This is a genomic window from Treponema sp. OMZ 799, from assembly GCF_024181365.1.
GTDB lineage: Bacteria > Spirochaetota > Spirochaetia > Treponematales > Treponemataceae > Treponema_B.
In genome coordinates, this window is record NZ_CP051301.1 from 1,079,808 (window position 1) to 1,093,374 (window position 13,567).

Annotated in this window: 15 protein-coding genes; 10 read left to right on the forward strand and 5 right to left on the reverse strand. The window is 35.4% G+C overall.

From position 1 onward, the window contains the following. Positions 1-5: 5 nt before the first annotated feature. The 5 genes from jag (at position 6) to cbiB (ending at position 4,903) form a co-directional block, all read left to right on the forward strand. Positions 6-716 (forward strand): RNA-binding cell elongation regulator Jag/EloR, encoded by a 711-nt coding sequence (gene jag, locus E4O04_RS04870; protein ID WP_253710317.1) that lies wholly within the window; start codon positions 6-8, stop codon positions 714-716. Positions 717-773: 57 nt separating this feature from the next. After that, entirely contained in the window at positions 774-1,616 is an 843-nt protein-coding gene (locus tag E4O04_RS04875; RefSeq protein WP_253710319.1) for a DUF6675 family protein, read from the forward strand. 26 nt (positions 1,617-1,642) lie between these two features. Further along, positions 1,643-2,722, forward strand: a complete 1,080-nt coding sequence (locus E4O04_RS04880) for a peptidylprolyl isomerase (RefSeq protein WP_253710321.1) — start codon at positions 1,643-1,645, stop codon at positions 2,720-2,722. 10 nt (positions 2,723-2,732) lie between these two features. Then, positions 2,733-3,749, forward strand: coding sequence for a hypothetical protein (locus E4O04_RS04885; protein ID WP_253710323.1), 1,017 nt, complete (start codon positions 2,733-2,735; stop codon positions 3,747-3,749). An 80-nt stretch (positions 3,750-3,829) separates the two neighbouring features. After that, on the forward strand, positions 3,830-4,903 hold the full coding sequence (gene cbiB / locus E4O04_RS04890) for an adenosylcobinamide-phosphate synthase CbiB (RefSeq protein WP_253685086.1): 1,074 nt from the start codon (positions 3,830-3,832) through the stop codon (positions 4,901-4,903). Here cbiB and E4O04_RS04895 read toward each other — a convergent pair. The 3 genes from E4O04_RS04895 to E4O04_RS04905 form a co-directional block, all read right to left on the reverse strand. Continuing rightward, positions 4,862-5,464 (reverse strand): ATP-dependent Clp protease proteolytic subunit, encoded by a 603-nt coding sequence (locus tag E4O04_RS04895; protein ID WP_253685085.1) that lies wholly within the window; start codon positions 5,462-5,464, stop codon positions 4,862-4,864. The genes cbiB and E4O04_RS04895 overlap by 42 nt on opposite strands. 178 nt (positions 5,465-5,642) lie before the next feature. Further along, positions 5,643-6,743 (reverse strand): ISAs1 family transposase, encoded by a 1,101-nt coding sequence (locus tag E4O04_RS04900; protein ID WP_253687638.1) that lies wholly within the window; start codon positions 6,741-6,743, stop codon positions 5,643-5,645. Positions 6,744-6,940: 197 nt separating this feature from the next. Then, positions 6,941-8,251: a Na+/H+ antiporter NhaC family protein gene (locus tag E4O04_RS04905; protein ID WP_253710325.1), complete on the reverse strand. Its 1,311-nt coding sequence runs from the start codon at positions 8,249-8,251 to the stop codon at positions 6,941-6,943. 124 nt (positions 8,252-8,375) lie between these two features. Here E4O04_RS04905 and eno point away from each other — a divergent pair, with 124 nt between their 5' ends. The 5 genes from eno to E4O04_RS04930 all read left to right on the forward strand — a co-directional run bounded on the left by eno (position 8,376) and on the right by E4O04_RS04930 (position 11,810). Continuing rightward, entirely contained in the window at positions 8,376-9,683 is a 1,308-nt protein-coding gene (eno, locus tag E4O04_RS04910; protein ID WP_253710327.1) for a phosphopyruvate hydratase, read from the forward strand. A gap of 75 nt (positions 9,684-9,758) precedes the next feature. Then, complete coding sequence (locus E4O04_RS04915) at positions 9,759-10,592, forward strand: hypothetical protein (protein WP_253710329.1); 834 nt, start codon at positions 9,759-9,761, stop codon at positions 10,590-10,592. Beyond that, the gene (locus tag E4O04_RS04920) at positions 10,589-10,906 is read left to right on the forward strand and encodes a hypothetical protein (RefSeq protein ID WP_253710331.1); all 318 of its coding nucleotides are present in this window, start codon (positions 10,589-10,591) and stop codon (positions 10,904-10,906) included. Before E4O04_RS04915 ends, E4O04_RS04920 begins: the two co-directional genes overlap by 4 nt. A gap of 181 nt (positions 10,907-11,087) precedes the next feature. Continuing rightward, on the forward strand, positions 11,088-11,261 hold the full coding sequence (locus tag E4O04_RS04925) for a hypothetical protein (RefSeq protein ID WP_253710333.1): 174 nt from the start codon (positions 11,088-11,090) through the stop codon (positions 11,259-11,261). Positions 11,262-11,288: 27 nt separating this feature from the next. After that, the gene (locus tag E4O04_RS04930) at positions 11,289-11,810 is read left to right on the forward strand and encodes an MORN repeat-containing protein (RefSeq protein ID WP_253710334.1); all 522 of its coding nucleotides are present in this window, start codon (positions 11,289-11,291) and stop codon (positions 11,808-11,810) included. A gap of 649 nt (positions 11,811-12,459) precedes the next feature. On the opposite strand, the gene E4O04_RS04935 is transcribed toward E4O04_RS04930, so the two are convergent. Together E4O04_RS04935 and E4O04_RS04940 are read right to left on the reverse strand one after the other, a co-directional pair. After that, positions 12,460-13,005, reverse strand: a complete 546-nt coding sequence (locus E4O04_RS04935; protein ID WP_253710336.1) for an IS5 family transposase — start codon at positions 13,003-13,005, stop codon at positions 12,460-12,462. After that, entirely contained in the window at positions 12,944-13,477 is a 534-nt protein-coding gene (locus E4O04_RS04940; RefSeq protein ID WP_253710338.1) for a transposase, read from the reverse strand. The genes E4O04_RS04935 and E4O04_RS04940 overlap by 62 nt, the downstream gene beginning before the upstream one ends. Between the last annotated feature and the right edge of the window lie 90 nt (positions 13,478-13,567).

Here is a 13,567-nt window from a genome sequence, read left to right on the forward strand (position 1 = left end):
TAGATATGATATATGAATTTGAAGGAAAGACAGAGCGTGAAGCTATTGATATTGCTGTAGCAAAGCTCGGTCTCGAAAAAGATCAGTTTGATGTTGAAATTTTGGAAATTCAAAAAAATTCCTTGTTTAAGAAAGGTCATGCAAAGATAAGGGTCCATGTTGATGAGTCTTTAAGAGCTAACATGAGGAATAATTCCGAAACCTCCGGTGAAGATCAAAATCTTGAAGAAGATAAGGATTTAAGAACCTCTGAAGATATTTCTGAAGGAGCCGAAAAAACTAGGGCTTTTATTCAGACCCTTGTGGAAAAGATAGGTTATGACTGTTCCGTTTCATTAATTGCTTGCGATAAAAAGCATTTTGCTTATAGGATTAACTCTAAAGATGCCGCCATGCTTATAGGTAAGAAGGGTAAAAATCTTGACTCAATACAGCTTTTGGCAAATGTATATGCCGGAGTTATAGGTCATGCAGGTGCACGCGTATCGGTAGATTGTGAAAGCTATAGGATGAGGAGGGAAGAACTTCTTATCCGCATGGCCTACGATGTTGCCGACAAGGTCCGCATGACAAAGAAATCTCAGCTTTTGGAACCTCTTAACCCTTATGAACGTAGAATTATCCACACAACCTTAAATGCCGTAAACGATATTGAAACCAAAAGCGAGGGAAGTGGTTTATATAAACAGGTTCGCGTGTTCTACAAAGGTATATAAGTATAGCAGGTGGACTCAATGCCTCGTAGAGGTAATCATGAATTTTAGGAGATTTTTATGAAGAAAATTAAAACGCTGTTCATTTTTTTTGCAGTCTGCCTGTTTCCGATTTTTTCAGATAATGATGTAGATACACGTAGTATTGAAAAAAGACTCTCAGATATCCTTGATCCAAAGATAGCTGCCGAGCTTATTCAAAAAAAAGAAATAATTAAGCTAAAATATGGGGCTTCAAATATGAAACCCGAAATGCAGCCTGTTTCGGCTCTTTCGGAAAAAATGTCGGAATTTCTTTCTAAGAAAACGCCTGCTTTTTCCGGGGAATTTTTGTCTTTGTATAAAAAAAATGGGCCGAATACTCCTGATGTTTCCAAGATATTGCGTCACATATCGGGGCTTGAGGGTATTGAGTATTTTTCAAACAGCTATCAGGAAATGAGACCTCTTTATTTGACTTCTTATGCTGTAAAAGAAGTAAAAACTTCGAGCGGTGTTGTTTATGAGCGTATAGATGATCCTTTAAATGAGGAATTTGATGGTTTACAAATTCTTGCTCGCCAAATTGATGCAACTTTTGGGGATTTTATTTATAAATACCGTTATTGCAAAAGCGGAAATAATGTTGGTATGATATGTGTAAATACTCAAAAAATATCCCATCCTGATATGAGCCTTATAGCTCTCCAACCTGATGCAATGATTTTGTCCATGTCTGTTTACGATCTTGATGATTATATTTTGATTCATTGCTCAAGTACTGCAAAATTTCCTACAATACCTTTTATAGGAGGCAGAATAAAAAGATCTTTTTCTTCAAGGTTAATGGCTGTATATAATTGGTTTATGGATGAGTATAAATGTGCCGAACAAGGTATTGAATATAATGCCAAAAAAAATTGATTTTGATAATTTAGGGAATAATGAAAATGAAAAAACTTTGGATCATGCTTATAGCAATTGTGTTTATGATTTTAGTTGCCGGAACGGCTGCTGCTATTATAATAACAAATTCTAACTCAGAAAAAGGAGATAAGAATATGAGTAGTTTAAAGGATATAGAAGCTTTAAAAGAAGATGGTCTTTATGCTGCTATAGATACGGATAAGGGCTTGATTGTTCTAAAGCTTTTTTACAAAGAGACGCCATTAACGGTATGTAATTTTGTAGGGTTGGCTGAAGGAACTCTTGATGCTGCAAAGGGAAAGCCCTTTTATGACGGTCTAATTTTCCACAGAGTAATAGCAAATTTTATGATTCAGGGCGGAAATCCTACCGGAACAGGTTCAGGCGGTCCCGGTTATAGATTCCCTGATGAAATTGTTGAAACTTTAAAACATGACGGCCCCGGTGTTTTGTCCATGGCTAATGCAGGCCCAGGGACTAACGGCTCTCAGTTTTTTATTACGCATGTTGAAACTCCGTGGCTTGACGGTAAGCACACCGTTTTCGGACGGGTTGTTGAAGGTCAAAATGTTGTAGATGCAGTTCAACAAGGCGACAAGATGAAAACGATCAAAATTATAAGAACCGGCGATGAGGCAAAATCTTTTAAAACTGATCAAGAAGCTTTTTACAAGTATCTTGCAGCAACTAAGGAAAGTGAAAAGCGCAGAGCAGAGGCCCTTGTAAAGAAAATGGAAGATCTTATTAAAACTAAGTATCCTCCTGCAAAGCCGGATGATGACGGAGTATATTCCTTTGTTATAAAACAAGGTAAGGGAGATACCCCAAAGCAGGGACAAACTTTAAAAATGAAATATAAGGGCTCTCTTTTAGAAAATGGAAAAGTCTTTGATGATTCAGATATGCACAAACCCTTAGATTTCCCCGTAGGAGTAGGGCAGGTTATACCGGGCTTCGACTCTCAAGCTTCTAAGATGAAACTTGGAGAAAAAAGGATCATCATTATTCCGCCGCATCTTGCCTATGGTGAAGCCGGTGCAGGCGGAGTTATACCTCCCAATGCCTATTTGGTTTTTGAACTTGAATTATTGAATATAAAATAAGGAGTTATTTATGAGAGTAAATTTTATTAAAAAAGCTGTTTTATTATTGTGTGTTTCACTATTTGTTTTTGTGTCTTGTGCAAAAGAAAATGTAAGTGAAAAGTCCGATCCTGTAAAAACTGAAAAAACAGATGATGTATCAAGAGAACCCTCTAAAGAAACTGAGGTAGATTTAAAAGTAGAGGGTGTTATCTATGTTCATCGTGCAGGGCTTTATACCGAGACCGAGGACGGTAAAATGAAATGGACGGCAGAAGCTTCATTGGGAGATAAAGCCTTATATCTCGGAGAAAAAAAAGAAGCTCAAAGAACTGATGGACAAAAGCGTGTATTCTTTCATATTTCTTTAAAAGATAAAGAATATTGGATTCAAGACTATTGCTATGAGCCGAATACAGTGCCGGCCTTTATTTCTTCTACAGATACGGTCCTATACAAATCGGATTCTTTAACGGCAGTCACAGATGAAATCATACCTCAATATTTTATTGTTGCTGTTTATAAAGATAGCCTAAACACTAAATTCGTAAAAATTGCAGCATATTGTCCTGAGTTGATAACATCGTGGATAGTAAAGGAAAAGTATTTAAAACGGGAAACTGTTGAGCTTGAAACGCCGAGTGTCGATGCTATGGTTCTTGCGCAAATTGCAATGGAAACTCAAAGTGAAACAAGCAGAGCCGAGCTTTTTCAAAACGCTATTGAAATGAATTCCAGATATAGTGATGATATAGCAATTTTACAAAATCTTGCTCAAGTGATGGATGCTGAGACTGCTTTTTTAAAGAAGCTTGAAGCCGAAAAAGTTGACAAAAAATTTACAGCAAAACAAGATATTGATCTTTTAAGTATTCCTACTGTAGACGGAGATGTAAGGATATTGGCATCTGTAAAGGCCGACACCATTCTTTCTGCTGTAAAGAAGGTTGTCATTGCTGAAAGTGACGGCTCTCAAACAGAATGGTACTATGTACAAAACAAGCAAAAAAAAGGCTGGATTCAGGCTTCATACCTTCAAGAAAAATAATTTGTTTTTGTTTATAAAAAAACCGTCTTGGCTTTAAAAAGGCAGGACGGTTTTGTTTTAGATTAGCGTCATAAGTTAAAATGAATTTTAATTTTTTTAATCTTTCCGATTTTATTTTTTCGCATCTTAATTTTTTTGTTCTATTTTTTGCAATTATTCTTGATTTTATCTTGGGCGACCCTTATTCTTTTCCTCATCCTGTAAAATCTATTGGGAGCTTGATAAAAAAAGAAGAAGCCCTTGCCCGTTTTTGTTTTAGGTCTCATAGAGGTTTAAAGTTTGCAGGACTTTTAATAGTTGTTTTCAATCTTGGTTTTACTTTTTACCTTGTCTTTTTCTTTTTAAAATTATTATATCCTTACAAGGTTTTATACCTTATTTTTGCCGTGTGGGTCAGCTATACCTGCCTTGCAGCCAGATGCCTTCAAAAAGAATCTATAAAAGTTTTTAAGGCTCTTCGGATAAGTCTTGAAGAAGGCAGAAGGCAGATTGCGAATATTGTAGGGAGAGATACGGAGTCTTTGGATAAAAAGGGTGTTAGCCGTGCCTGTGTTGAAACCATTGCCGAGAATACAAGCGACGGTGTTATAGCCCCATTGTTTTTTATGATGCTTTTAGGTCCTGCAGGAGGAATTGCCTATAAGGCTGTAAATACTATGGATTCTATGCTCGGTTATAAAAATGAAAAATATGCCGACTTAGGTTTTTTCCCGGCAAAGATTGACGACCTTGTAAACTATCTTCCGGCCCGACTTTCGGCCTTGCTCATTCTTGCAGGTTCTTTTTTTTGTAAACTGCGAGAGCAGGGGCAAGACGGCTCACAAAAGAAAGCTTCAAGCAAAATAATGTCAAAACTAGCTGTAATAAAAACGGGTTTTAAGATTTGGCGGCGGGATTGCAGAAAGCACTCAAGCCCTAATTCCGCTCATCCTGAAAGTGCTGCTGCAGGGCTTTTAGGTTTGAGGCTGGGCGGCCCGAATTATTACGGCGGAGTTCTTGTCGATAAACCGTTTATAGGGGATGAGTTTTTTGAAATTGAAGATGAGGATATAAAAAGATGCATACAGTTAATGTATGCATCCGAGCTTCTTCTGTTTGGGCTTTATGCGCTATTACTTTTCAGGGATATCTTTTCGGTTTTTAGCTATTTTTGAAATAAGACCATATTCTACGGATTCTTCGGCATTTAGCCAACAATCCCTGTCGGTATCCTTTGCAACCTTTTTTTCATCAGTACCTGTTTCTTCTGCGATGAGCTTATTGATTTTGACTCTCATCTTTTCAAGTTCTTTAGCGTGTATTTCAATTTCGGTTGCAACGCCTTTTATGCCTGATAGGGGCTGATGGATGAGGTAGTGGCTGTTAGGCATTCCGAAACGGCGTTCCTTGCTTGCTGCAAGAAGGATGATAGAGGCGGCACTGGCAACAAGGCCCATGCCTATTGTGTATACCGGAGCCTTGATAAATCTTATCATATCGAAGATTGCAAAGCCTGCATCGGCATCTCCTCCGGGAGAATCGATATAAATGTATATAGGCTTTGTTGCAGAAAGGGATTCCATGAGCAAAAGCTGGCGTACAATTTTTTCGGAAAGTTCTTTATTTATTTCTCCTGCCAAAATTATCTGGCGTGTATTAAGAAATTTTTGCATCAAAGCATCATTATCGTCAGTTTTATTTTTTTTGTTTTCGCTTGTTTCATTTATAAAGTTCATGTAAGCTCCTAAAATTTTTTCGTTCACTAAAACCAATATACAAAAAATTTAAACTATTGTACAGGGGTATGCTTTGCCGATTTTTGCCGGTTTTTCAATAAAATTATTATTTACTTTTGTTATAATTATTATTAACATAAATTATTGACATTTTTGACACGGCTTACGCATGAATTCCTTAGCTAAATAAAACATTAAACCTAAATGAATCATCAAAAGTACAAAGCATTTTCTTCCTTTTCAGAGTTTTACCATTTTGATACATTTTTATTCGATTAAAGCAAATCCTCCTTAAAATTGCTATGTTTTCAGCAGTATTTTTTTCTCGAATTTGACATTCATCGTCTCTAAATATTACATCCAGCGACCAGTGTAAAGTGTTTTCTATTGTCCAATGTGTTCTTACAGCTGTTACAAACTCATTTATATCCTCTATGCTGCTAATAAAGTAACGCTTTTCACTGTATTGTTTGCCTTTGCACCTTACAGTGCTTTTGACCATTCCAAAACTCTTTAAATTTGCCCATTTATTCTTATCTGCAAACCAGTTTATATTAGTTGAAAGAAAGTATTCTCTTTTTTCTTCTCTGCCATGCCCTATATCCAAGGTTTCAAATCTTAAAAGTGTGTTTTGAAAGTCTTTATCTTCTATAGAAAAATAATCTTTTACATCATTATACGCTGCCGGCTGATTTTCTTTTAGAGCCAATACATAATCACATTTTTTCTTTGTGATTTCTTTTGCTATTTCTTTTTGACACCCCATGGCATCTATAGTAATTATCGAGCTTTTTAGTTTTAAAAGGTTAAGGAGTTCAGGAATTGCTGTGATTTCATTCGATTTTTCAGCACATTTTATTTGTCCTAGTACAACTCCCGCTTCGTGAGCGAATGCACTTACCAAATGAATACCTCTACTTTGTTCACTTGCACTTCCACGTAATGTTTTTCCATCAATGTGAATGTATGAACCTGTTGGAATATTAAGGGATTGTTCAATCCACGAGATAAAAAGGCTTTGAAATTGTTTGGGATTAATCATCGCAAGGACTCTTCCTATGGTGTCGTGCGAAGGAACTCCATTTTCTAACAAGAGTCCTACCTCATTTTTTAGCCAATCCTTTTTTACTTCGGCAAATTCCCCTATTTCAAATACAGTTTGAACTCCGCTACAAACAGCACACAGTGCTATTACCAATATTTCGCTGATTAGATGTTTTACTTTGCCCGACTGACGATTATCATTAAGTTCGTTAAAATATTCTTTTAATGTTTTCATACTTTAAATATCGGCTATTTTTTTTCATGCGTAAGCCGTGGAGAAAAAGTTTAAATTTTTTTTCGCTGTAATAACTTTTTGTACCATGTGAATATTATAGGGTAAAGGAGCGGAGCTGTCAAGTGACGAATGTCAATGTTTGAAGTGCGAATGGGAAAGTACGAAGTTCAAGTGACGAGGCTTAATTCGGTATTCGTCTATAAATTGCAAGAGGTATAGCCCTTAGATCTAAACGAGCAGATTAAATTCCACATAGGAATTGAATAAAGGTAGAATGCAAAAAGTCCGGATTTGGCGGGTATGCTCAGTATTTCGAGGGGGACGCTCATGGCGATTGCCCACGGTATTAGGGCAACAACTATTATCGAAGAGTTTTCAAGGCTGACGGCCATTTTTTCTTTGGGCATCAGGTCCCTGCAAAGCTGATAGGTTAAGATTGAGCCGAGGGTTTGGTTACAGGTGACGGCGCCTGCGGCTATTGAAGTAACCAGTACTGCTCCGAAGCTGCTGATTTTTTCGGCTATTACCTTTGTACACTTTTTTAAGAGGCTTAGGATTTCCGTTTCTTCAAAGATGCCTGCGTAGGCAGAAGAAATAGCTACAATGAAGCAAACCTTGACCATAGAAATAGCTCCTCCTCCGCTCATCATTGCATTTAATTCTTCACTTGAAGTTTTGTAGCCGAGGACTGCAAAGCGTAAAAGGTTTACTATGCTTTCTTTTTGAATAAAGAGTGCGGCGGCAAGGCTTGCAATTATGCTTATGATCATTGTTTTTTTTACCCTTACCTTAAAAACAGAAAGAACTATTATGAGGGCTGCGGGAACTATTGTTATAATATTGAGGTTATAGTGGCTGTAAAAAAGAGCTGTTACATCGGTTTCTATGTTTTCTGTTTTTGAGGCAAGGCCTAAGAGCAAATAAAAAATACAGCTTAAAATAAAGGGAACTATCGAAGTTTTAATCATTCCCCTTATGTTTTCAAAAAGATCGGTTTCGGTAATTTCGCTTACAAGGATTGCACTTGTGGACATGGGTGAGCATCTGTCTCCAAAAAAAATGCCGCTTAAAATAGCCCCTCCTGCATGGAGCTCATTTATTCCCATAACCCTTGCTATCGAAATGCAGATTACGCCCATGGTTGCGGCTGTTCCGAAGGCAGAGCCTATCATAACCGACAAAAAACTGCAAAGTAAAAAACTCAAAAGTAAAAAGATTTGAGGAACAATCAGTTTTGAGCCTATTACTATGATTGCAGGGATGGTTCCTGCTGCTCTCCATATTGCGGTGATTATTCCGAGAAGCATAAAAACCATAACTATGTTTTTAATCTTTAAGATTCCTTTAGCAGACATTTTAAGCAGCTTAGAAACAGAGTGACCCTCATAGATTCCGTAAGTTAAAAATATAAAATACCCTGCCAAAAGAGAATACAGGATTTGAATATTGAATATAAGGCAAAAAATTAAAAATACTGCAAAAGCCGATAAGGCTATTATACCTGCCATAACCGAAATTATATCAATATTTGTATGAATTTACAATTGGAGAAAGGCGGATTTTCTTTTCGGCTTGATTTTATTTTGGAATAAGAGTAGAATTAACTATCGGCTTTATCTTAAGGAGGTTAATATGTCTGATATTATTTATATTGAAGGCCGCGAGATTTTGGATTCGCGGGGAAATCCTACTGTAGAAGTTGAGGTTCAGTTAAGCGATTTTAGCTACGGACGGGCCTGTGTTCCTTCAGGGGCTTCTACCGGAGAATATGAGGCTTTGGAAATGAGGGACGGCGATAAGAGCCGCTACATGGGAAAGGGTGTTCTAAAGGCTGTTGACCAAGTTAATACGGTTATTGCCGAGGAGCTTGACGGGGCTGATGCCTTGGATCAGGCCGAGATAGACAATATGCTTCTCAATCTTGACGGCACCGAAAATAAATCCAAGCTCGGTGCCAATGCTATGCTCGGTGTTTCGATGGCCGTAGCCCGCGCCGCTGCCGACAGCTTAGGCCTGCCGCTTTACCGCTATTTGGGAGGCGTTCATGCAATGCAGATGCCTGTTCCCATGGCAAATATAATAAACGGAGGACGCCACTCCGACAACAAGATAGATTTTCAGGAGTATATGATTATGCCTGTGGGAGCTCCATCAATCCGTGAAGGTGTAAGAATGACGGCCGAGGTTTTCCATGCCCTAAAAGATATTCTAAAAAAGGACGGGCATGTTACTGCTGTAGGCGATGAGGGCGGTTTTGCTCCCAACATCGAAAATGTTCAAGCTCTGGACTACATAATGAAGGCGATTGAAAAGGCAGACTACAAGCCCGGCAAGGATATAGTAATCGCCTTGGACTGCGCTTCTTCGGAGCTCTTTGATGCAGGCGGCAGAAAGGGCTACAAGTTCTGGAAGTCCGAGCCTTCCAAAATTTTAAATGCAGATCAAATGATAGATTTGTTTAAGGATTGGATAAACAATTATCCGATTGTTTCTATTGAAGACCCTCTCGATCAAAACGATTGGGAAGGCTACGCAAAGATGACAAAGGAACTGGGAAACCGGATTCAGATTGTAGGCGACGATTTTTTTGTAACAAACACAAAGAGGCTTGCCCGCGGTATTGAAGAAGGAGCTTGCAATTCTATCTTGATAAAGCTTAACCAAATCGGAACGGTTACCGAAACAATCGATGCCGTAAGAATGGCTCAAAAGGCCGGCTACACTGCCGTTATTTCGCACCGCTCAGGCGAGACCGAGGATGCCTTTATTGCCGACTTGGCCGTAGCCCTCGAAACCGGACAAATTAAAACCGGTTCAATGAGCCGAAGCGACCGCATAGCAAAATACAACCAGCTTATGAGGATCGAAGATGAGCTCGGCTACAACGCCCGCTATGCAGGCATGGCAACATTTGCAAACCTGATAAAAAATAAAAGATGATAGTTTTAACCGGCGGGTCCATTTAGGTCTTGCCGGGTTTTTATTATATGGGGAAATAAATATTTTTGTGAGAGTATGAAAAAACTTTTTTATCTTATTTGTATTTTGTTATTGCTTTTTTCTTGTTCCGTTGAAAATCATAACAATGGTGTTCCCGAAAAATGTTTTGATCTTTCAAATGAAAAAGATAGAATATACATTGAGGATAAAGGTAATTTTTGGGAATTATATAAAATAGAAAATTTAAAAAAATGTTCCGTTTATGTGTCTGAAAATATAGTTAATTTTAATTTTTATTTTTCGAAAGATGTAAATGTGACTAGTATTAAAAATACACAAACATTTTTTTCTCATGTTATAACTAAAACATCAAAGAAATATCCTTCCGCTTATGAAGATATTGATAAGTTTATTAAAAACGATACTATTGTTAAACTGCGTATTTTTGTAAATAACAGAATTTTATTATATACTTCTTTTGATTTTAAAATAAACGAATTCGACTACTATGAAAATATTGATATTGATATAGATAGAACTATAGGAAATGTTGATGTAGAAAATTTTGTAAAAGATTTAAAATCTATAAACAAGAATATTGAAAATGTAAAAATATTTAAAGCTTTGAAAGGGTCTGTTGTTTGTGTTGTGATAGATACAAAATCTAAAATTGATAAAATTCAAGAAGCCGAAATTTGTAAATATGTAGAGAGTAAAATAGCTCCTGAATTTGAAAAACTATCAAAAGATTTATATGGTATAAATATGGATGCTTTAGGGGTGTATTTGGAAATTAGATTTGGTAATATTAAAATTTTTGAAGGTACTTATTTTAACGGAGATAAAAAAAGATGGGCTAATATTGATTGGTATAATTTTGATTTTTTTAATTTGGGAAATGAAATATGAAAAAATTTGGAATATGCATTATAATATTGACTATAATATTCACTGCTTTGGATAGAATGAATAAATATTGGGAGTGTGAGAATTTCATTTTTAATACTACAATGATTATGAATGGTAATTATTATTTAGTTACTAAGGAAGATATGAAAGTTGTTGAGGTGTCTGCTTTACAGTGGTATTATACAAATTTTATAGCTTCTATTTTATTAGTGTTATGGATTTTAACAGGCTTATTGTTTTTATATGTGATGGGGTGCCATGTCTTGCCTTATTTTTGGTATAAAAAATATGATCATATGTTTGATGAAAGCTGATTTTTGTTCAAAATCCAAGTATCTCACGCCTCTGCCAGCAATTGTGTCAAAAAAATGGATCGATATTGCTGCACAGAGCGCTAGGTTATGTTTAAAAGTAACTTGATGCTGATGCTTGTTTATTTTTGTAGTTTGTGTGATAATAAAAATATAAAATATTTTATAATTATGTAGGTGAAATATGAAAAAAAATACTATAGTGATTATATTGTTTATTGTAAATATAGTTTTATTTGCTGTTGAAGTGTTACTTCCTGATGGTTCAATTTATCATGGTAATTTAAAAGATGGCTTATTTTCAGGTAAGGCGGTTCAGATATGGCCAAATGGCGATAAGTATGAAGGAGAATATTAAAATGGATTGTTTCATGGCTATGGCGAAATGACAACAAATTCATATACTTACAAAGGCAATTACTTTAATGGATTGCAAATAGGTAAAGCTTTTATTTTGTACAGTGATGGATCTTCATATGAAGGGGAAGTTAATGCCGGTATATATGAAGGAAACGGCGTATTAAAAACATCAACAGGAAATATTTTTGAAGGTATCTTTAAAAACGGTTTTTTAAATGGAAAAGGTAAAATCAAATATAATGACGGGGCTGTATGTTCAGGTAATTTTGTAAATACAAAACTTGAAGGCCACGGTGTTTATAAATTTTCAAATGGCGATAGTTATATTGGTAATTTTGTGAACGGTAAATTTGACGGCTTTGGAACTTTGACAAAACAAAACGGTAAAATATATCAGGGAAAATTTTCAAATGGAGAATTACCTTATAAATATATTTGGAAAAATAAAATGTCTTCCGTGTTATTGGATGTGACAACAATTTTGCTTTTGATTTCATTTGTTGTAAATGTTGTTTTTATAATCAAGATTAAAAAGAGAGGTAAATAATTAATTTAAAATGGATTTGAAAAGCATGAAGAGGAAAAATTATGGCTACATCACTTGCAGCAGATATGTATGGTGATGATTATGCTGATAATTTGGAAAATTATGATAGATTGACAAGCAGTCAAAGCAATTTAAAAGAATTAGAGGAGTAATATAAGTATGTATGATTTATTATTTTTAATTATATTTTTCTTTATTTCGACAATGTCAATGATAGGTTTATATTTTACTATATATAATAATTTCCCAAATCTTTTTAGCTGGATAAACATATTCAAGATAGCTATTTGTTTAATTTTCAGTATTATGAATTTTGTCTATGCAATACGAGCTTTAAAGGAGTTTTTAAATAGAAATAACTAAGATATGAAGACATCCCGTTGCGTTTATTTACGAACTAGCTATCTCATTCGGACAGCGATTGACCGGCCCTTAAGCAGTCGTTTTGACGATAGGAATATTTTATAAACTGCGAGGAGCAAAATATTATGAGTATGGAGATTTATCATAAGGGCACCTCTAAAAACCTATTTTTTAGTGTACCTATTTATTATTTTAGTAGCTTTTTTATAAATTGTCTAGTGTAAAACTTGGATTCTTTATCTTAGTTCCCTTACTTTTCATTTTATTACCTATATGCTCCCTCATTTTATTTCTTTAGATAGCAATATCGACATAAGTTGTATGTTAAGTTCATCATTATTATCGAAAATGTTGCACGAGCTAATCCTATCGTTCTTACATATATACCTTTCATTGAGTTTGTCATAAAGCCAAATACATGTTCGACTCTCGCCCGTATTTTTGATTTTTTTCTGTTACCGATTTTTTGTTTTTTAGTAAGAGGTTTCCCTCTTGCTCCTCTTTCACAAATTTGTCCTTCTATTCCTTTCGCTTTTAAAACTCTCTCTATTTCTTCTCCTATATAAGCACTATCTGCGTATAATCTTTCATCTTCCCTTTCAACCAAATTTTTTAACTCTCTACTATCATGAACATTGGCTGCTGTTACAGTTGCTTTCAATATAAGCTTACTTTTTTTATCTACTTTTATATGATCTTTATAACCGTAATAGCTACGTTTGTGCTTCTTTGTCCACCTCGCATCACAGTCTTTTTGCGATAATTTTGCCTTATTTTTTTGCTTCTTGCCATTGTTCAGGGACTTTTCCGTTTTTGATTTGTTCATTTTCATCTTTGCTGTTATGCTGTATCGGAGCTTCTACTATTGTCGCATCTATTATCGTTCCCTCTTTTCCTATTAAGTTATTTCTAGCTAATTCTTTTCCAAACTTTTCAAATAACTTTTTTGATACTCTCGCTTCAATGAGTTTTTCTTTAAAAAGCCATATTGTTTTTGCATCGGGTACTTTATCTTTTAATTCCAATCCTAAAAATCTCATAAAGGATAGCCGATCGTTTATTTGATATTCCGTTTGATCATCACTTATGTTGTATAATTTTTGTAAGATTATTATTTTAAACATCAGTACATAATCGTATGCAGGTCTTCCGCCTAAACCTTTTGGCTCTTTGGTTAATGCTTTTTTTAATAGTGGTTTGAATATTTCCCAATTTATTTTTTCGTTTAATTTTTCAAGACTATCTCCTAACTTGCTTAATACTCTTAAACGATCTTCTTCATCAAATAATCCTTTTTGTTTCATATCTCATTTTATCATCTTTTTAATCTTTTTTAAAGGGGGTTTTTAGAGGTGCCCATAAAAGAAAAAAGAATATCATTGGGTTACAAATAT